Genomic DNA, 17,488 nt, shown 5'->3' with positions numbered 1-17,488 from the left:
CGGGATGACGAAGCTCACGTCTGCCGGGGTTCGGGCGGGGGTTGGGGTGCGGTGGGTCACATGGCGTGGGTCACGCGCAGGGTGTGGTGTGGAGGGCGATGTGCGGGTGGGGTGCGGGGTGTGTCCCGGCCGTGAGGCCTACGCGTCGGGCCGTACGACGCCCAGGATCGCCATCGAGCCGGCGCCCGCGATCGTGACGTTACGGCCCGGGCGGGGGGCCTGGATAATGGCGCCGTCGCCGATGTAGATGGCGACGTGGCTGGCGTCCGTGAAGTAGATGATGAGGTCGCCGGGCCGCATGTCCTTGATGTCGACGTGCTTGAGCTGCTGCCACTGCTCCTGCGAGGTGCGCGGGATGGGCCGGCCGGCCGCCGCCCAGGCCTGGGAGGTCAGGCCCGAGCAGTCGAAGGAGCCGGGGCCCTCGGCACCCCACACGTACGGTTTGCCGAGCTGGGCGGTGGCGAACGCGACGGCCTTCCTGCCCTGCTCGGAGGCCTTGGCGTTGATCTCCTTGAGGACGCCGGTGTCCAGCCAGGCGGTCTGGGCCTTCAGCGCGGCCTGGTTCTCCAGCTGGTCCAGCCGCTCCTGGTCCTTCTTCGCCAGCTCGGATTCGAGCTTCTTCGCGGCGGAGATCTGCTGCTCGATCTTCTTCTGGGCGTCGGCCTTGGTCTTGCGGTCGGCGTCCAGCTTCTGCCACCGGTCGGCGGCGTCGACGGCGTAGGCCTGCAAGTCGTCCTGTGTGCCGGTCAGTTCGCCGATCAGCTTCTTCGTCGCCCGCTGGCCCTGGAGCACCAGCCCGGCGCCGTCCAGGAACTGGCCCGGGTCGTCGCTGAGCAGGAACTGCGCGGTGGGCGGCAGGCCGCCGGTGCGGTACTGCTCCCGGGCCGCCGCGCCCGCCTGGTCCTTGAGCCTCTCCAGCCGCTGCTGCCCCGTGGCGATCTTCTTGGCCAGCGCGACGATCTCGGCGGACTGCTTCTTCGTCCGCTCCTCGGCGGCGTTGTAGGCGTCGGTCGCGACGGCCGCGTCGTGGTAGAGCTTGTCCAGCTGTTCTCGGACCTTCTCAAGGTCCTTGCCGGGCGCGGGAGTCGGGGACGACACGGGGGAGGGGGTCGCGCTCGGCGTGGGTGCCGGAGCGGCGAAGGCCGTGCCGGGTGCCGACAGCGCGGTCACCGCGCAGACCACGGTCACGGCGGCCATCAGCATGCCGCGCTTGCCCCAGCCCATCACACGTCCCCCAACCTGATTTACCGTCAGTAACTTACGGTGCCCGGGGATCGTGTCACGTCATGGCGCAAAACGACAGAGGCAATGACAGACCCACGGAAACGACACAGGAAGCAATCCCCCCGCACCCGCCGCCGTACGACGATCCCCCGCCGATGTGACGAACGACGCACGGAGATCGTTCCCCTCCCCTCCACGCCCGGCCGTCCCACCGGACACCGGGGTCAGCCGCGCGGCGCCAACGCCCCCCACCTGACCGTCACTTCGCCCTGCCGCCAGCGGGCCGGGGAGTCCGTCACCGGCCAGTCCGCCGTCAGGTCCCGTACCGCGCGCAGCCAGCGCTGGCGGGCGCCGTAGGAGGCGTAGGGCGCGGCGGCGGCCCAGGCGCGGTCGAAGTCGCGCAGGAAGGCGTGCACCGGCTCGCCGGGGACGTTGCGGTGGATGAGCGCCTTCGGCAGCCGCTCGGCGAGGTCGGACGGCCGCTCCAGCGAGCCCAGCCGCGTCGCGAAGGTCACGGTCCTCGGCCCCTCCGGGCCGAGCGCCACCCACACGTGGCGCCGCCCGATCTCGTCGCACGTCCCCTCGACCAGCAGCCCGCCGCGCGAGCCGGCGCCCGCCGGGGCGAGCCGCGCGCACAGCCGCTCCCAGACGGCCGCGACCTGGTCCTCGTCGTACTGGCGCAGCACATTGGCGGCCCGGACGAGCAGCGGGCGCCCGGCGACGGGGATCTCGAAGCCGCCGTGCCGGAAGACCAGCCCGTCGCGTTCGTACGGCCTGGCCGCCGCCACGCGCTCCGGTTCGATCTCGACGCCGACCACACGCGCGCGGGGCGCGACGGTCCGCAGCCGGCCGAGCAGTTCGACGGCGGTCCAGGGCGCGGCGCCGTAGCCGAGGTCGATCGCGAGCGGGTCCGCGGCGCGCCGCAGCTCGGCGCCGTGCGTGGCCGCGATCCACCGGTCCATGCGGCGCAGCCGGTTCGGGTTGGTCGTCCCGCGCGTCACCGTTCCGACAGGGCGGGAGGCTGCGCGGGCTGTCATGCCTACGAGGGTAAGCGGGCGCCCGGCCGAACTCGGTCGGCCGGGCGCGTGGGGTCGGGGGTCAGCGGGAGCGCTGCGCGGCCTTGCGGCGCAGGACGAGGACGATGCCGCCGCCCACCACGACCAGCGCGGCCGCCGCACCGGCGATCAGCGGGGTGCCGCTGGACGCACCGGTCTCGGCGAGGCGGGTCCCCCCGCCCGCGGGCGACGGGGCGCCGCTCGCCACCGGCGAGGCGGCCGGGCTGCCGCTGCGGGCCGGGGCCGGGACGGCGGAGGCCGCCGAAGAGGGGCGCGCGGACGGCGCCGCCGAGGACGCGGGGGCGGACGGCGTCGGGGAGGCCGAGGGGACGGAGCCGCCGGCGGGCGTGCAGGTGAAGTCGTCCGGGACGACCACCGGGGGCTTGAGGTCCTCGTCGACGCTGTCGCCCGCCTTCACGTGGACCACGAAGGTCTGCCCGGCGTGCCAGTCCAGGGGATGCAGGTCGACGCTCGCGCCCTGCGCGGTCGGGTGCCCGATGGTGCCGGTGTCGACGTCCCGCTCCCCGCCCGGCATGCTCAGCTCTATCTTCAGGGTGAGCGTGGCGGGGGTGCCGGAGGCGTCCTTGTCGGTGACCCGGACGACGGGCTTGCCCGCGCTGTCGCAGGCCGGGGCGGCGGTGAAGTCGGCGATGTCGCAGGCGAGCGCGGACTGGGCGGCGGCGACGGAGAGGGCGGCCGCGGCGGCCGACGTGCCGATGGCACGCGCCGCCCTGGTGAGGTGACGGGAACGGAGCACGAGGAAGCGTGTACATGCCCCGCGCAGATGCTGTCAAAGGTTGTATCGCAGCAGGTCAAGCCTTGTCCTAAGAGGTTTCCGCCACGAGTAAAGAGGCGCCGCGTGCGGGTCTGGCGCCCACCCCGATGGTTGACCGCTGGAAGGTCATGATTGGGTAAAGCGGTCCGATCGGGAAATGACAGCGCCCCCGCCCGCTGTTGCACCCCCTTGGAGGGCGCGGCAGGCCCTCCGGCAGGCATGCCCGCAGCCCAGGAGGAACGCCAGGTGAGCCAGTACGTCAGCAGGCTCGGGCGCCGCTCTCCGGCGACCGCCCCCCGGCTCCGGCTGCACCGCAGGCCGCGCCGGGTCGCCATGCTCTCCGTGCACACGTCCCCGCTCCACCAGCCCGGCACCGGCGACGCCGGCGGCATGAACGTCTACATCGTGGAGCTGGCCCAGCGCCTCGCCGCGCAGGGCATCGAGGTCGAGATCTTCACCCGCGCCACCTCCGGCGGCCTCGAACCCACCGTCCAGCTGGCCCCCGGCGTCCTCGTCCGGCACGTGGACGCGGGCCCCTACGAGGGGCTCAACAAGGAGGACCTGCCCGCCCAGCTGTGCGCCTTCACGCACGGCGTGATGCAGGCCTGGGCCGGCCACCGCCCCGGCTACTACGACCTCGTCCACTCCCACTACTGGCTCTCCGGCCACGTCGGCTGGCTCGCCGCCCAGCGCTGGGGCGTGCCCCTGGTGCACGCCATGCACACCATGGCCAAGGTCAAGAACGCCAGCCTGGCCGCCGGCGACACCCCCGAGCCCGCCGCCCGCGTCATCGGCGAGACCCAGATCGTGGCCGCCGCCGACCGCCTCGTCGCCAACACGGCGGAGGAGGCCGACGAGCTGGTCCGGCACTACGACGCCGATCCCGCCAAGGTCGCCGTCGTCCACCCCGGCGTGAACCTCGACCGCTTCCGCCCGGCCGACGGCCGCGCCGCCGCCCGGCTGCGCCTGGGCCTGCCGCAGGACGCCCTGATCCCGCTCTTCGCGGGCCGCATACAGCCCCTGAAGGCCCCCGACGTGCTGCTGCGCGCCGTGGCCGTCCTGCTGGACGAGCGCCCCGAGCTGCGCTCGCGCATCCTCGTGCCGATCGTCGGCGGCCCGAGCGGCAGCGGGCTCGCCAAGCCGGAGGGGCTGCAGAAGCTCGCGGCGCGGCTCGGCATCGCGGACGTCGTACGGTTCCGCCCGCCGGTCGGCCAGGAGCAGCTCGCGGACTGGTTCCGGGCCGCGTCGATGCTGGTCATGCCGTCGTACAGCGAGTCCTTCGGGCTGGTCGCGATCGAGGCGCAGGCGGCCGGTACGCCGGTGCTGGCCGCCTCGGTCGGCGGGCTGCCGGTGGCCGTGCGCGACGGCGCGACCGGCTTCCTGGTCCAGGGCCACGACCCGGCCGACTACGCGCGCGTGCTGCGCCGGTTCGCCGACGAGCCCGCGCTCACCGCCACCATGGGCCGGGCCGCCGCCCGGCACGCGCAGTCCTTCGGCTGGGACACGGCGGCCGCCGCCACCGCCGAGGTCTACGCGGCCGCGACCCAGTCCCACCGCCGTCGCGTACGCTCGCCCCATGGGTGATGTGGACAAGACCGCGCAGGTCCTGGAGGGCGTCCTGGAGGACGCCGAGCTGGAGTGGGAGAGCCCCGAGCCCGGGAACTACGTGGTCAAGCTCCCCGGCACCCGCAAGCTCTCGACCACGGTCTCCTTCCTCGTCGGCCGCCACTCGCTCTCCCTCAACGCCTTCGTCGTCCGCCACCCCGACGAGAACGAGGCGGGCGTCCACCGCTGGCTCCTGGAGCGCAACCTCAAGCTGTACGGCGTGAGTTACGCCGTCGACCGCCTCGGCGACGTCTACGTCACCGCCCGCCTGCCCCTCGCCTCGGTCACCCCCGACGAGATCGACCGCATCCTCGGCCAGGTCCTGGAAGCGGCCGACGGCGCCTTCAACACCCTCCTGGAGCTGGGCTTCGCCTCCTCGATCCGCAAGGAGTACGCCTGGCGCGTGTCCCGGGGCGAGTCGACGCGGAACCTGGACGCGTTCAGGCATCTGATCGAACGCCCTGCGGACTGACGCTCAGCGCGCGCTGAGCCGGTAGCGGCCGGGGGTGACCCCGACCAGCCTCCTGAAGTGCCGGGTGAGATGGGCCTGGTCGAAGAATCCGGTGACGGCCGCCACCTCGACCGGCGCGAGCCCGTCCAGCAGCAGCCGCCGGGCCCGCCCGACCCGCCGCGACATGAGGTACTGGTGCGGGGCGATGCCGTACGCCCCGCTGAACGCCCGCACCAGATGGGCGGGATGGGCGTGCAGCGACCGCGCGGCCTCCTCCAGCCGGATCCCGTCGACGACCCGGGCGTCGAGCAACTCCCGCAGCCGGCGGGCGAGTACCGGATCCGGACGGTACGGGGGCACGTCCGTGCGCCGCCGCAGATGGTCCCGCAGCCGCTCCCCGACGAGGGTCAGCCGGCTCTCCGCCTCCAGTTCGTCACCGGGCCGGGCGAGGGCGGAGTGCAGTCGCCCGACGCGCTGCCGCAGCACCGGATCGCGCAGATCGGGCGTGTCGACGGCGGCCCCGATCAGGTCCTCGCCCAGCAGGGTGCTGTCGAGGTAGACGACCCGCTTGCGGAAGCCGTCCGGGGTGGCGGGCGAGCCGTTGTGCGCCACGTGCGGCGGCAGCAGCGAGACGGTGTCGAGCGGGGTGCCGTGCTCATGCCGGTCGAGGTCGTACCGTACGGCCCCGTCGTCCACGATGAGCAGCGTCCAGGCGTCGTGGACGTGCATCGGATAGGCGTACTCGGTGAAGTGGGCGTGGAAGACCTCCACGACACCCGGGACGCGCGGGCGCCAGGCGGAGACTTCCTGCCGGTCGGCCACGTTAGGAACGTACAAGACCCGCGGTCCGGCCGCCCGGCAGTCTCACTGCATGAACACCGAACCGATCAGTCCCGGGCCCGTACGCTTCGACACGAAGATCGCCGTGCTGCTGCGCGAGGACCTGGAGCCCTGGCAGCGCCTCAACGTCACCGCGTTCCTGGTCAGCGGCCTCGGCAGCCAGGTTCCCGAGGTGATCGGCGAGCCGTACGAGGACGCGGACGGGGTCGGGTACCTGCCGATGTTCCGCCAGCCGGTGCTGGTCTTCGAGGGTACGAAGGAGACGTTGAAGGCGGCCCACACCAGGGCGCTGAGCCGCGCCCTGCCCAGGGCCGTCTTCACCGCGGACCTGTTCACGACGGGCAACGACCGCGACAACCGGGCGGCGGTGCGTGCCGTGCCGACGGCGGAACTGGACCTGGTGGGGCTGGCGGTGCACGGCCCGCGGAGCGGGGTGGACAAGGTGCTGAAGGGGGCGCGGATGCATCCGTGAGGTGCGTCCGTGCGGTCCGTCCGCGAGGTGCGCCCGCGCGGGCGGGGCGCCCCCTCCGGCACCCTCGGGTGACTACTTGAACTGGCCCGGCTGGTAGTCGCCGGCGGGCATCCGGACGATGACGTTCAGCCGGTTGTAGGCGTTGATGAGGGCGATCAGCGTCATCAGGCCGAAGAGCTGGTTCTCGTCGTAGTGCTTGGCGGCGTTCTCCCACACCTCGTCCGGGACGCCACCGGCCGCGTCGGCGATCCGGGTGCCCTCCTCCACCAGCTCCAGGGCGGCCCGCTCGGCCTCGGTGAACACCTTGGCCTCCCGCCAGGCGGCGACCAGGTGCAGCCGCTGCGCGGTCTCACCGGCGGCGGTCGCATCCTTGGTGTGCATGTCGGTGCAGAATCCGCAGCCGTTGATCTGGCTGGCCCGGATCTTCACCAACTCCTGCGTGGCGGCGGGCAGCCCGGACTCCGCGACCACCGTGCCCACCGCGTTGAGGTGCTTGATCGCCTTGGTGGCGAGCGGGTTGCCGAAGAGGTTCAGACGCGCTTCCATGATCTGCTCCTGTGTGGTCGTCGATGACTGCACACCTCTGACGGGCGGGCTCGCCGAGATGTGACACGAGCGAATGTGACGCCCATCACTGCTCCCGCGGTCCGGCGCCGAATCTGCACAGCGCGCACGCAACTGCCGGGCGGGCGGCCTGCCTCGGTTCCCCTTGGTGCGGAGTTGTCGTGGTTGGCGCGGCGGTGGCAAGAGCTGTGCGGTGCCTGTGTGACGGGAGGTGTGGAGAAACCGCCCGCGTCGCGTGAGCGCGCCCGCACGAATGAGACGACGGGAGCAGCCAATTGGCCAGGTGGGAGCGGTGATTGACTGGCTGCTCCGGCGCGCTCCGTGGTTGTATCGCTGGCACCGTCGGGACCGCGCCGAGGTGCCCTGAAAAGGCCGGCGCACGCCCGCGGCCGCGGCTCACCGTCTGTCCCCAGCGGCGCCGCTTCCCCCTGTGGACCATCCATGCGAAGGGCAGTTTCCCCATGAACTCCGCTCACCAGGTTCAGACCGCCGAGATCTCCGACGCCGACCTCGACTCCGTCGCCGGCGGCCTGAGCCCCGAGGCGAGTGCCTCCCTCGGCGCCACGACCGTCACCAGCACCGAGGTGCTGTCCCAGCTCAGCGGCGTCACGGGCGAGGTGCAGGGCGTCCTCGGCCAGTACGGCCACGTCGGCGTCAACATCTCCCTCTGATCACCCAGATCGCCACACCGAGCCCCCTGCCCGCGCCTGACCGCGCAGCCAGGGGGCTCGACGCGGTGCGGCCCTACCCGTACGGCTCAGGCGGCGCGAGCCTCGGCGGCCGCGCCTCCGGCCGTCGTGGTCGTGGTCGCTGTGCCTTCGGCCCTGACCTCCTCGCCCTCTGTGCCCCCGACCGCCGGGCCCCGTCCGCCGGGCCTCAGGTGTCGGGCCCCAGCCGCCGTGCCCTCGGTCCCTGTGCCCTCCCGCGCCCTCGGGCCTGACGGGGGCGGCCGTTTCCCCGGCCTGCCCAGACCGCCCGGCCCGCCGAGACCACCCGGTCCGCCCGGACCGCTCAGGCGGCGCGGACCTCGGTCGCCGTGTCCTCGGCGCCCGCGCGCTCGGTGCTTATGTCCTCGCGTCCCGGGTTCCCGGGCGGCGGTGCAGGTGCTGTCGGGGTCTCCTTCGGCAGTCCCCGCATGAGCACCCCGTACCCCAGGCCCGCGACCGTTCCCACCGCGGCGCACGTCGCCCACAGCCACTGCGCGCCCCAGCGGTCGATGACCGCGCCGGACATCAGCGGGGCGACCAGCGCGGCGACGGACCACGACAGGGTGTAGACGCCCTGGTAGCGGCCGCGACCGTGGACCGGCGAGAGCCGGACGACGAGGCCGGTCTGGGTGGGCGCGTTGACGATCTCGGCGAGGGTCCACACGCACACGGTGACCATGAAGACGCCGACCGATCCGGCGAAGGCGGTGAGCCCGAAGCCGTACCCGGCGAGGACCGAGGAGAGCACCAGCAGGGTGCGTGGGTCGCGGTGCTCGATGAACCGGGTGACCGGGATCTGCAGGGCGACGATCAGGACGCCGTTGACGGCGACGGCGAGGCCGTAGTCGGCGGGCGAGAACCCGGCCCGGCCCATGGCCACCGGCAGTCCCACGGCCCCCTGCTGGAAGATCAGCGCGACGAGGAAGGACAGCCCGACGACGGCCATGTACCGCCCGTCGCGCAGCACGGTCCCGAGGCTGACGGCCTCCTCCGCGTCCTCGCTGTCCGCGGTCTCCGGCCGGGACTCGGGCACCTTCAGGAAGACGACGAGCGCGCAGGCCAGGGTCATCCCGGCCTCGATCAGGAACCCGGCGAGATAGCTGAACTCGGCGATGAACCCGGCGGCCGTGGAGGAGACGGCGAACCCGAGGTTGATGGCCCAGTAGTTGAGGGAGAACGCCCGCACCCGGTCCTCGGGCCGGACGAGGTCGGTCATCATCGCCTGCACGGCCGGCCGGGAGGCGTTGGAGGCCATGCCGACGAGGAAGGCGACGGCCGCGATGGCGACCGGGTCGGTCATGAAACCGAGCAGCGCGACGGAGGCGGCGGTGGCCGTCTGGGCGATGAGCAGCGTCGGCCGCCGCCCCAGCCGGTCGGCCATGACGCCACCGCCCAGCGAGGAGACGACTCCGCCGAGCCCGTGCAGCGAGGCGACGAGACCGGCGTACGAGGCGGAGTAGCCGCGGTCGAGCGTCAGGTACAGGGCCATGAAGGTGGCCACGAAGGCGCCGAGCCGGTTGACCAGGGTGCTGGTCCACAGCCACCAGAACTCACGGGGGAGCCCGGAGACGGTCTCCCGGGCGGCACGTCTGAGACTGGTTGCGGGCATGACAGCGGACCCCCGTGGATGGACGACGCCCCGGACGTGAGGGCGATGTAAGCGGCGCAAGCGGCAGGCACAAGTTACAGAGCCGGTCCGTCGGTTGCCACTCGATTAACAGACCCCGTCAACCGTCCACCCACCGGCCGGGCGGGGCGGCGCCCCGAACGGGTGGATTACGCTCTTTCCCATGGCCGACGCACCGTACAAGCTGATCCTCCTCCGCCACGGCGAGAGCGAGTGGAACGCGAAGAACCTGTTCACCGGCTGGGTGGACGTCAACCTCAACGAGAAGGGCGAGAAGGAGGCAGTCCGCGGCGGCGAGCTCCTGAAGGACGCCGGTCTTCTCCCCGACGTGGTCCACACGTCCCTCCAGAAGCGCGCGATCCGCACGGCGCAGCTCGCCCTCGAAGCCGCCGACCGCCACTGGATCCCGGTCCACCGCAGCTGGCGCCTGAACGAGCGCCACTACGGCGCCCTCCAGGGCAAGGACAAGGCGGCCACGCTGGCCGAGTTCGGCGAGGAGCAGTTCATGCTCTGGCGCCGCTCGTACGACACCCCGCCCCCGCCGCTCGCGGACGACTCCGAGTTCTCGCAGGCGCACGACGCCCGCTACGCCTCCATCCCGCCGGAGCTGCGCCCGGACACGGAGTGCCTGAAGGACGTCGTCGTCCGGATGCTCCCCTACTGGTACGACGGCATCGTCCCCGACCTCCTGGCCGGCCGCACGGTCCTGGTCGCGGCCCACGGCAACTCGCTGCGCGCCCTGGTCAAGCACCTGGACGGCATCTCCGACGCCGACATCGCGGGCCTGAACATCCCGACGGGCATCCCGCTGGCCTACGAGCTGGACGAGAACTTCAAGCCGATCACCCCGGGCGGCACCTACCTCGACCCCGAGGCGGCCGCAGCCGCGATCGAGGCGGTCAAGAACCAGGGCAAGAAGAAGTAAGGCGAGAAGTGGGGCGACCCCTTACACCACAGGGCCGGTGTGAATTCGATTCACACCGGCCCCAGGTGTTTGTGCCCTATTCCGGGTGGTCCGTCAGCCGCACTGGCAGGGATTGCCCGACTGGCAGCCGCAGCCGCAGCCCGAGCCGCAGCCGCACGCACCGAACAGCGGAAGGCTCCTGGTCTCGGCGGGCTGGTCGGTCTCGCGCTCCTGAGTGGGGTCTGGCGTGGTGCTGGGGGATTCGGCCATGGGTCCCTCCTGGACGCTGGGGCAGGGATGCCCTCGCCCATTTCATGCCCGCTTCCCAGGGCGCATCAACGGCGCACAGTGGCGCTCGCACGCTCCCGCCGGTCACCCCCGCAAGCCCCGGAGGGCCCCGGTCAGGCGCCCTCGACGCCCGTCACCGGCTGGATGTCCGGCTGGAGCTCGTCCGCGTGCTCGCCCGTGACCAGGTAGACCACGCGCTTGGCGACGGCCACGGCGTGGTCGGCGTAGCGCTCGTAGTAGCGGCCCAGCAGGGTGACGTCCACCGCCGTCTCGATGCCGTGCTTCCAGCGCTCGTCGATCAGGTGCTGGAAGAGCGTGCGGTGCAGCAGGTCCATCTCGTCGTCGTCCTGCTCCAGCTGGAGCGCGAGGTCGACGTCCTTCGTGATGATCACCTCGGCCGCCTTCGCCATCAGGCGCTGCGCGAGCTGGCCCATCTCCAGGATCGTGGCGTGCAGGTCGTTCGGGACCGCGCGCTCGGGGAAGCGCAGCCGGGTCAGCTTCGCCACGTGCTGGGCGAGGTCGCCGGAGCGCTCCAGGTCGGCGGACATGCGGAGCGACGTGACGACGATGCGCAGGTCGGTCGCCACCGGCTGCTGCCGCGCCAGCAGGGCTATCGCCCGGGCCTCCAGGTCGTGCTGGAGCTCGTCGACCTTCTGGTCCGCCTCGATGACGCTCTCGGCGAGCTTCAGGTCGGCGTCCAGGATGGCCGTCGTGGCGCGCCCGATCGCCGACCCGACCAGCCGGGCCATCTCCACCAGACCATCGCCGATCGAGTCAAGTTCCTCGTGGTACGCGTCCCGCATCAGGGTTCCCTCTCATAGGTGTGCTTGGTCCCACGCTCCCACGTTCCGGTCCGCACGCGTCCGTTTCCGCCATCTCAAGTGAACCAACACTGGCTCCAAGGTGAACTCTGGGCGACGAGTGTTCGAGGTCGCCCTTGGACGGCTGTGGGTATGTCGTACGCCCTGCTTAACCTGGATGCATGGACGTGAACGCGGCGGTCGCCGCAGCGGCAGCGATCGCCGGGGTGCTCACCGGCGTCATCGCCATGCTGGCGTTCCGCTGGAGCGAACGCGACCAGAAGCGACCGACCAGGACTTCCTTGCACACCGATCCCGTACTCCCGCCCGGCGTGGACACCGTGCTGTCCGTGCTCCGCTCCTCGGCCGTCGTCCTCGACGAGGCCGACGCCGTCGTCAAGGCCAGCTCCGCCGCGTACGCCCTCGGGCTGGTGCGCGGCGGCAAGCTCGCCGTGGAGCCCATGCTCCAGATGGCGAGGGACACGAGACGTGACGGCGAGATACGCCAGGTCGAGCTGGACCTGCCCCGGCGCGGCACCGGACGCGGCGAGGCCCTCGCCGTCTCCGCGCGCGTGGCCCCGCTCGGCTCTCGTCTGGTCCTGCTGCTGGTCGAGGACCTGACCGAGGCCCGCCGGATCGAGGCGGTCCGGCGTGACTTCGTGGCGAACGTCAGCCATGAGCTGAAGACGCCCGTCGGCGCGCTGTCCCTCCTCTCGGAGGCGGTCATGGACGCCTCCGACGACCCCGAGGCCGTGCAGCGCTTCGCGGGCCGCATGCAGATCGAGGCGACCCGGCTGACCAACCTGGTCCAGGAGCTCATCGACCTGTCCCGCGTGCAGAACGACGATCCGCTGGAGGACGCCGAGCCCGTCCGTGTGGACGAACTCGTCGCCGAGGCCGTCGACCGCTGCCGCCACCAGGCGGGTACGAAACAGATCACGATGGCCGCGGGCGGCACCGCCGACCTGCACGTCTGGGGCAACCGCGGCCAGCTGGCCGCCGCCCTCGGCAACCTCGTCGAGAACGCCGTGAACTACTCCCCGGCCCGCACCCGCGTCGGCATAGCCGCCCGCCGGGTCTCCGCACCCGGTGGCGACATGATCGAACTCGCCGTCACGGACCAGGGCATCGGCATCTCCGACAAGGACAAGGACCGCATCTTCGAGCGCTTCTACCGCGTCGACCCCGCCCGCTCCCGGGCGACCGGAGGCACCGGTCTGGGTCTCGCGATCGTGAAGCACGTGGCCGCCTCGCACGGCGGGGAGGTCACGGTCTGGAGCGCCGAAGGCCAGGGCTCCACGTTCACCCTGAGACTGCCGGAGGCGGGCGTGGCCCGTGATCGTGCCGGTCAGCACCCGGACCCCGACCTCGATGACGAGGCCGGCGGCTCCACCGAATCATCCCCGTACGAACCGCTTCCCGCCCCGGAGGTCCTTCCGTGACCCGAGTGCTCGTCGTCGAGGACGAGGAGTCCTTCTCCGACGCCCTGTCGTACATGCTCCGCAAGGAGGGCTTCGAGGTCGCTGTGGCGGCCACCGGGCCCGACGGACTCGACGAGTTCGAGCGCAACGGCGCCGACCTCGTCCTCCTCGACCTGATGCTGCCGGGCCTGCCCGGTACGGAGGTGTGCCGTCAGCTGCGCGGCCGCTCCAACGTCCCGGTGATCATGGTGACCGCCAAGGACAGCGAGATCGACAAGGTCGTGGGCCTCGAAATAGGAGCCGACGACTACGTCACCAAGCCCTTCTCGTCCCGCGAGCTGGTCGCCCGCATCCGTGCGGTGCTCCGCCGCCGTGGCGAGCCGGAGGAGGTCACCCCGGCCGCGCTGGAGGCGGGCCCGGTCCGCATGGACGTCGACCGCCACGTGGTGACGGTGGCCGGCTCCAAGGTCGACCTTCCGCTCAAGGAGTTCGACCTCCTGGAGATGCTGCTCCGCAACGCCGGCCGCGTCCTGACCCGCATGCAGCTGATCGACCGCGTCTGGGGCGCCGACTACGTGGGCGACACCAAGACCCTCGATGTCCACGTCAAGCGTCTGCGCGCCAAGATCGAGCCGGACCCGGGCGCCCCGCGCTACCTGGTGACGGTCCGCGGCCTGGGCTACAAGTTCGAGCCGTAAACCGCCGGCTCGGCCCCATCGGTCGTACGGTCCTCCCCGTGTACGGCCTTCCCCGTGCACGACGAAGGGCGGCACCCCCGGCAGGGGTGCCGCCCTTCGTGCGTGGCGCGGTGCTCAGTGGCCGGCGACCGACTGGGACGCCGAGTCGCTCGGGGTGGCGTGGGTGCTCGCGGAGGACGACGGGGTCGCCTTGCCGCCCTTGCCCTTGCCCTTCTCCGGCTTGCCGCTGGTGGAGGCCGAGGCGCCCGGGGCGCCCGGGGCACCCGTGGGGGTCGCCGGGGCGGACGGGATCGTGCTCGGGCCCCACTTGTCGAAGTAGCTGGTGGCCGGGACCACGAAGGCGCTGAGGCTCACGGCACCGGTCGTGCTGAAGGTGAAGGTGACCTTCTGGACGTTGCCGTCCTGGACCGCCGTACGGCCGCCCGGCACCTCCGCGGAGGCGTTGCCCTGACCACCGATGATCAGGGAGCCGTGCGCCGGGACGGTGAGGCTCTGGCCCTTGGCGGCGGTCAGCTTGACCGTGCCGCTGGTGCCCGGGATGGCGACCGACTGGAGGGTCTCGTCCGAGACGCCCTGGTTGAAGAGGGTCGCGGAGATGACGGCCGGCCCGGTCGACTGAAGATCGGGCTGAGTGATGATCAGCGCGTTCTGGACCTTGATGTTGCCGACCTTGGTGGCAGCGTTGTCCGGCTTGATCTCCAGGGTCTGCGAGCCGTTGCCGGCGCCGCATGCGGCGAGCGAGGCGATCGAGAAGACGATGGCGGAGGCGGCGAGGGCGCCGCGTCGAAGGCTGCTGCTCACGGCGGCGGCAACTCCTTGAACGCGCGGGCGGCTCCCCTTATAAAGCCACCCTAAGTGTCTGTCAGCGGCCTTAGGTTACCGAGCCGTTCCGGCGCCGCCGCACCCGACCCTCCCCTAGCGTCCCGCTTGCCTCCGGCTGGGGGTACCGCCCGCGGCCTCGTCGCTGCGGGCACAGGCGCCTCTTCCGCGACTTTGCCGAGTGCTCGTCCGCCATTCACATAACCGCGCGCAAAATTTCCGTGAAGGAATGCGGGCCCTCTCGGAGGCGGTCTTGAAGCTCTCTCGATGACCGCTCGGCGACCGTCCCGGAATTGATCACCGAGCACCCCTCGGGCGGTCGTTGATCAATTCCGGATTCTCGTCGCGGCCGCCTCCGGATCGCCCTCCGGATCCGCCTGTACGCACCGAACGGAGTAGCGGAAGTCGTACGCTTGGAACAGGACAAATCGGGATGTTAAGCCACCCGGAGAGGGTGCTCGGAGTGTGTGACGCACGTGTTTCACCCCGCCCGAAGAGCCCCTCCGACCTGCGAATACCCGCTTGCGCAGGCCTCTCGAAGCACGTTCCTGTTGCTGTTGTCAAGCCCCGAGATATGCCCTGACCTGCGAAAACGCCATTCAGAAGACGCCGTATCCGTGTTACCCTGGATAGCCACGGAAGGGGTACCTGTCACATGACGTTCAAGGTTGGCGACACCGTGGTCTATCCCCATCACGGGGCCGCGCTGATCGAGGCCATCGAAACTCGCCAGATCAAAGGCGTGGACAAGACCTACTTGGTGCTGAAGGTCGCCCAGGGTGACCTGACGGTACGTGTGCCAGCGGACAATGCTGAGTTCGTGGGCGTGCGTGATGTGGTCGGTCAGGACGGGCTGGACCGGGTCTTCGAGGTGCTGCGCGCGCCGTACGCCGAGGAGCCCACGAACTGGTCCCGTCGCTACAAGGCAAACCTGGAGAAGCTCGCCTCCGGCGATGTCATCAAGGTCGCGGAAGTCGTGCGTGACCTGTGGCGTCGTGAGCGCGAGCGCGGACTGTCCGCCGGTGAGAAGCGCATGCTCGCCAAGGCCCGCCAGATCCTGGTGAGTGAGCTGGCCCTCGCGGAGAACACGAACGAGGACAAGGCCGAGGCTCTGCTCGACGAGGTGCTCGCCTCCTGATGCGCCACGGCGGCGATCTCTCGCTGCCGGTTCGCGCAGCACACTCTGCACAATGAAATGCGCACAGTGAAATGCCGCGGTGCCCGATGACACGGATTCGACACTGACCCTGTCGGATCCCGTCGCCGGGCGCTGCGGCATGTTCGTATTCGCTTCGTATCCGCGCGTCGGTCGGGCGACTTTCTGACCGGAAAGACCCCCGATATTTTGATGTGCCGGGCCCGGGCAGTCGGCCTCGACCAGGGTCACGGAAGGGTCCGGTCAAGGCAGCGCGCCCGGCACTCCTCCAGGCCATACCCACCTAGGTCGAGCACACAAACCTGACAGGAACCGATGTCTGACGAATCGCGCCCCTCACCTGCGCAGACCCCCGTCGCAGCCGTGATTCCCGCCGCCGGCCGGGGCGTACGCCTCGGTCCGGGCGCCCCCAAGGCGCTGCGCGCGCTGAACGGCACGCCCATGCTCATCCACGCGGTCCGCGCGCTCGCCGCGTCCCGCCGTGTCTCCCTCGTGATCGTCGTCGCCCCGTCCGACGGCACCGAAGAGGTCAAGTCCCTGCTCGACGCGCACGCGCTGCCCGAGAGGACCGACTTCCTGGTGGTCCCCGGCGGCGACACCCGCCAGGAATCGGTCAAGCGGGGCCTGGACGCCCTGCCCCCCGAGTACGGCGTCGTCCTCGTGCACGACGCGGCCCGCCCGCTCGTGCCGGTCGACACCGTCGACGCGGTCATCGAGGCCGTCGGCGCGGGCGCACCCGCCGTCGTCCCCGCGCTGCCGCTGGCCGACACCGTCAAGGAGGTCGAGCCCGCCGCCGAGGCCGGCGCCCCCGAGCCGGTCGTCGCCACCCCGGAGCGCGCCCGCCTGCGCGCCGTCCAGACGCCGCAGGGCTTCGACCGTACGACCCTGGTCCGGGCGCACGAGACCGTCACCGACGACGTGACGGACGACGCGAGCATGGTCGAGCAGCTCGGGCTGCGGGTCGTGACCGTCCCCGGTCACGAGGAGGCCTTCAAGGTCACCCGCCCCCTCGACCTGGTCCTCGCCGAGGCGGTCCTGGCCCGCAGGAGGCTGAACGATGGCTTCTGAGGCCGGCTTCGTGCTGCCCCTGCCCCAGGTCGGCATCGGCACCGACATCCACGCCTTCGAGGAGGGCCGCGAGCTGTGGTGCGCGGGCCTGAAGTGGGAGGGCGAGGGGCCGGGCCTGGCCGGGCACTCGGACGCGGACGTCGTCGCCCACGCCGCCTGCAACGCCCTCTTCTCCGCCGCCGGGCTCGGTGACCTGGGACAGCACTTCGGCACCGGGCGCCCCGAGTGGTCCGGTGCCCCCGGGGTGACCCTCCTCGCCGAGGCGGCCCGGATCGTCCGCGCGGGGGGCTTCACCATCGGCAACATCGCCGTCCAGGTGATCGGCCCCCGTCCGAAGATCGGAAAGCGGCGCACCGAGGCCCAGAAGGTCCTCTCCGAGGCGGCCGGCGCCCCCGTCTCCGTCTCCGGCGCGACGACGGACGGCCTCGGCTTCCCCGGCCGCGACGAGGGGCTGATGGCGATCGCGACGGCACTGGTGGTCCGTACGGGCTGAGGCCGGCGGCGGCCGTCGGTCGTGGTGCGGGTGGACGGAGAGCGTGCGAGGGTATCCGGAGAGTCACCGCCGACCCTAGGAGGCACCCATGCCCGCCACCCTGCCCGACCGGCTCAAGTCCGTGCTCGACGGTCCCGTCTTCATCGTGGTCGGCACGATCCAGCCCGACGGCCGGCCCCAGCTGTCCCCGGTGTGGGTGAAGCGGGACGGCGACCAGGTCCTGTTCTCCACGACCGTCGACCGCCGCAAGAAGAAGAACCTCGACCGCGACCCCCGGGTGAGCGTCGTCGTCCAGGATCCCGAGATGCCGTACGTCTACGCCGAGATCCGCGGTACCGCGGAGTTCGCCGTGCAGGGCGCCAGGGAGCTGATCGACGAACTGTCACTGAAGTACACCGGCAAGAAATACGCGGAGTTCAACCCCGACTCCGTCAACGACGCCGACCGCGTGATCGTCAGGATCACCCCGGAGAAGGTCGTGGGGATGTTCTGAGCCGTGCGGCACCGGGCACCACGCCGCG

19 protein-coding genes are annotated in these 17,488 nt (G+C 71.6%); 11 read left to right on the top strand and 8 right to left on the bottom strand.

Annotated features, from left to right (window positions below):
* Nucleotides 1-138: 138 nt before the first annotated feature.
* From AC4OXY_RS24345 to AC4OXY_RS24335, 3 genes are all read right to left on the bottom strand, one after another.
* The gene (locus AC4OXY_RS24345; RefSeq protein ID WP_491991069.1) at nucleotides 139-1,224 is read right to left on the bottom strand and encodes a C40 family peptidase; all 1,086 of its coding nucleotides are present in this window, start codon (nucleotides 1,222-1,224) and stop codon (nucleotides 139-141) included.
* Between the two features lie 224 nt (nucleotides 1,225-1,448).
* A complete protein-coding gene (locus AC4OXY_RS24340; RefSeq protein WP_356020383.1) occupies nucleotides 1,449-2,261 on the bottom strand; it encodes a class I SAM-dependent methyltransferase in 813 nt (270 codons plus the stop codon).
* A gap of 61 nt (nucleotides 2,262-2,322) precedes the next feature.
* On the bottom strand, nucleotides 2,323-3,036 hold the full coding sequence (locus AC4OXY_RS24335) for an LAETG motif-containing sortase-dependent surface protein (RefSeq protein WP_491991068.1): 714 nt from the start codon (nucleotides 3,034-3,036) through the stop codon (nucleotides 2,323-2,325).
* Nucleotides 3,037-3,300: 264 nt separating this feature from the next.
* On the opposite strand from AC4OXY_RS24335, the gene mshA reads away from it, so the two are divergent.
* Entirely contained in the window at nucleotides 3,301-4,638 is a 1,338-nt protein-coding gene (gene mshA / locus AC4OXY_RS24330; protein WP_356020379.1) for a D-inositol-3-phosphate glycosyltransferase, read from the top strand.
* On the top strand, nucleotides 4,631-5,131 hold the full coding sequence (locus tag AC4OXY_RS24325; protein ID WP_491991067.1) for a type III secretion system chaperone family protein: 501 nt from the start codon (nucleotides 4,631-4,633) through the stop codon (nucleotides 5,129-5,131). Before mshA ends, AC4OXY_RS24325 begins: the two co-directional genes overlap by 8 nt.
* Before the next feature lie 3 nt (nucleotides 5,132-5,134).
* Here AC4OXY_RS24325 and AC4OXY_RS24320 read toward each other — a convergent pair whose 3' ends face one another.
* Nucleotides 5,135-5,932: an AraC family transcriptional regulator gene (locus tag AC4OXY_RS24320; RefSeq protein WP_356020375.1), complete on the bottom strand. Its 798-nt coding sequence runs from the start codon at nucleotides 5,930-5,932 to the stop codon at nucleotides 5,135-5,137.
* Between the two features lie 49 nt (nucleotides 5,933-5,981).
* Here AC4OXY_RS24320 and AC4OXY_RS24315 point away from each other — a divergent pair, with 49 nt between their 5' ends.
* Nucleotides 5,982-6,422, top strand: a complete 441-nt coding sequence (locus AC4OXY_RS24315; RefSeq protein WP_356020372.1) for a DUF2000 family protein — start codon at nucleotides 5,982-5,984, stop codon at nucleotides 6,420-6,422.
* Nucleotides 6,423-6,494: 72 nt separating this feature from the next.
* On the opposite strand, the gene AC4OXY_RS24310 is transcribed toward AC4OXY_RS24315, so the two are convergent.
* Nucleotides 6,495-6,968, bottom strand: a complete 474-nt coding sequence (locus AC4OXY_RS24310) for a carboxymuconolactone decarboxylase family protein (protein ID WP_356020370.1) — start codon at nucleotides 6,966-6,968, stop codon at nucleotides 6,495-6,497.
* A gap of 479 nt (nucleotides 6,969-7,447) precedes the next feature.
* On the opposite strand from AC4OXY_RS24310, the gene AC4OXY_RS24305 reads away from it, so the two are divergent.
* Nucleotides 7,448-7,657 (top strand): hypothetical protein, encoded by a 210-nt coding sequence (locus tag AC4OXY_RS24305; protein ID WP_491991066.1) that lies wholly within the window; start codon nucleotides 7,448-7,450, stop codon nucleotides 7,655-7,657.
* A 340-nt stretch (nucleotides 7,658-7,997) separates the two neighbouring features.
* On the opposite strand, the gene AC4OXY_RS24300 is transcribed toward AC4OXY_RS24305, so the two are convergent.
* Nucleotides 7,998-9,302: an MDR family MFS transporter gene (locus AC4OXY_RS24300; protein ID WP_491991065.1), complete on the bottom strand. Its 1,305-nt coding sequence runs from the start codon at nucleotides 9,300-9,302 to the stop codon at nucleotides 7,998-8,000.
* Nucleotides 9,303-9,483: 181 nt separating this feature from the next.
* Between AC4OXY_RS24300 and AC4OXY_RS24295 the strand changes: the two genes are divergently transcribed.
* Nucleotides 9,484-10,245: a phosphoglyceromutase gene (locus AC4OXY_RS24295; RefSeq protein WP_356020364.1), complete on the top strand. Its 762-nt coding sequence runs from the start codon at nucleotides 9,484-9,486 to the stop codon at nucleotides 10,243-10,245.
* 380 nt (nucleotides 10,246-10,625) lie between these two features.
* On the opposite strand, the gene phoU is transcribed toward AC4OXY_RS24295, so the two are convergent.
* Complete coding sequence (gene phoU, locus AC4OXY_RS24290) at nucleotides 10,626-11,315, bottom strand: phosphate signaling complex protein PhoU (RefSeq protein ID WP_356020362.1); 690 nt, start codon at nucleotides 11,313-11,315, stop codon at nucleotides 10,626-10,628.
* A gap of 179 nt (nucleotides 11,316-11,494) precedes the next feature.
* Here phoU and phoR point away from each other — a divergent pair, with 179 nt between their 5' ends.
* Nucleotides 11,495-12,754, top strand: a complete 1,260-nt coding sequence (gene phoR / locus AC4OXY_RS24285) for a two-component system sensor histidine kinase PhoR (protein ID WP_356020360.1) — start codon at nucleotides 11,495-11,497, stop codon at nucleotides 12,752-12,754.
* A 5-nt stretch (nucleotides 12,755-12,759) separates the two neighbouring features.
* Nucleotides 12,760-13,431, top strand: a complete 672-nt coding sequence (phoP, locus tag AC4OXY_RS24280; protein WP_466437636.1) for a two-component system response regulator PhoP — start codon at nucleotides 12,760-12,762, stop codon at nucleotides 13,429-13,431.
* A 114-nt stretch (nucleotides 13,432-13,545) separates the two neighbouring features.
* On the opposite strand, the gene AC4OXY_RS24275 is transcribed toward phoP, so the two are convergent.
* Nucleotides 13,546-14,232 (bottom strand): DUF461 domain-containing protein, encoded by a 687-nt coding sequence (locus AC4OXY_RS24275; protein WP_362816879.1) that lies wholly within the window; start codon nucleotides 14,230-14,232, stop codon nucleotides 13,546-13,548.
* A gap of 673 nt (nucleotides 14,233-14,905) precedes the next feature.
* Here AC4OXY_RS24275 and AC4OXY_RS24270 point away from each other — a divergent pair.
* The 4 genes from AC4OXY_RS24270 to AC4OXY_RS24255 all read left to right on the top strand — a co-directional run bounded on the left by AC4OXY_RS24270 (nucleotide 14,906) and on the right by AC4OXY_RS24255 (nucleotide 17,460).
* Nucleotides 14,906-15,388 carry a CarD family transcriptional regulator gene (locus AC4OXY_RS24270; protein ID WP_003953493.1) on the top strand — a complete coding sequence of 161 codons (483 nt, stop codon included), beginning with the start codon at nucleotides 14,906-14,908 and terminating at the stop codon, nucleotides 15,386-15,388.
* Between the two features lie 333 nt (nucleotides 15,389-15,721).
* Nucleotides 15,722-16,474: a 2-C-methyl-D-erythritol 4-phosphate cytidylyltransferase gene (gene ispD / locus AC4OXY_RS24265; RefSeq protein WP_356020355.1), complete on the top strand. Its 753-nt coding sequence runs from the start codon at nucleotides 15,722-15,724 to the stop codon at nucleotides 16,472-16,474.
* Complete coding sequence (gene ispF, locus AC4OXY_RS24260) at nucleotides 16,464-16,967, top strand: 2-C-methyl-D-erythritol 2,4-cyclodiphosphate synthase (RefSeq protein ID WP_356020353.1); 504 nt, start codon at nucleotides 16,464-16,466, stop codon at nucleotides 16,965-16,967. The genes ispD and ispF overlap by 11 nt, the downstream gene beginning before the upstream one ends.
* An 88-nt stretch (nucleotides 16,968-17,055) precedes the next feature.
* On the top strand, nucleotides 17,056-17,460 hold the full coding sequence (locus AC4OXY_RS24255) for a PPOX class F420-dependent oxidoreductase (RefSeq protein ID WP_356020350.1): 405 nt from the start codon (nucleotides 17,056-17,058) through the stop codon (nucleotides 17,458-17,460).
* Nucleotides 17,461-17,488: the final 28 nt, after the last annotated feature.

The sequence above is a fragment of the Streptomyces sp. HUAS MG56 genome, assembly GCF_058673395.1.
This window is presented reverse-complemented; position numbering and strand designations above follow the sequence as displayed.

What these genes read in the sequence shown, in the direction of transcription:
- AC4OXY_RS24345 (WP_491991069.1), bottom strand. Translation starts at nt 1,224, where the DNA reads ATGGGCTGGGGCAAGCGCGGCATGCTGATGGCCGCCGTGACCGTGGTC.
- AC4OXY_RS24340 (WP_356020383.1), bottom strand. Translation starts at nt 2,261, where the DNA reads ATGACAGCCCGCGCAGCCTCCCGCCCTGTCGGAACGGTGACGCGCGGG.
- AC4OXY_RS24325 (WP_491991067.1), top strand. Translation starts at nt 4,631, where the DNA reads ATGGGTGATGTGGACAAGACCGCGCAGGTCCTGGAGGGCGTCCTGGAG.
- AC4OXY_RS24315 (WP_356020372.1), top strand. Translation starts at nt 5,982, where the DNA reads ATGAACACCGAACCGATCAGTCCCGGGCCCGTACGCTTCGACACGAAG.
- AC4OXY_RS24310 (WP_356020370.1), bottom strand. Translation starts at nt 6,968, where the DNA reads ATGGAAGCGCGTCTGAACCTCTTCGGCAACCCGCTCGCCACCAAGGCG.
- AC4OXY_RS24305 (WP_491991066.1), top strand. Translation starts at nt 7,448, where the DNA reads ATGAACTCCGCTCACCAGGTTCAGACCGCCGAGATCTCCGACGCCGAC.
- AC4OXY_RS24300 (WP_491991065.1), bottom strand. Translation starts at nt 9,302, where the DNA reads ATGCCCGCAACCAGTCTCAGACGTGCCGCCCGGGAGACCGTCTCCGGG.
- AC4OXY_RS24295 (WP_356020364.1), top strand. Translation starts at nt 9,484, where the DNA reads ATGGCCGACGCACCGTACAAGCTGATCCTCCTCCGCCACGGCGAGAGC.
- phoU (WP_356020362.1), bottom strand. Translation starts at nt 11,315, where the DNA reads ATGCGGGACGCGTACCACGAGGAACTTGACTCGATCGGCGATGGTCTG.
- phoR (WP_356020360.1), top strand. Translation starts at nt 11,495, where the DNA reads ATGGACGTGAACGCGGCGGTCGCCGCAGCGGCAGCGATCGCCGGGGTG.
- AC4OXY_RS24270 (WP_003953493.1), top strand. Translation starts at nt 14,906, where the DNA reads ATGACGTTCAAGGTTGGCGACACCGTGGTCTATCCCCATCACGGGGCC.
- ispD (WP_356020355.1), top strand. Translation starts at nt 15,722, where the DNA reads ATGTCTGACGAATCGCGCCCCTCACCTGCGCAGACCCCCGTCGCAGCC.
- ispF (WP_356020353.1), top strand. Translation starts at nt 16,464, where the DNA reads ATGGCTTCTGAGGCCGGCTTCGTGCTGCCCCTGCCCCAGGTCGGCATC.
- AC4OXY_RS24255 (WP_356020350.1), top strand. Translation starts at nt 17,056, where the DNA reads ATGCCCGCCACCCTGCCCGACCGGCTCAAGTCCGTGCTCGACGGTCCC.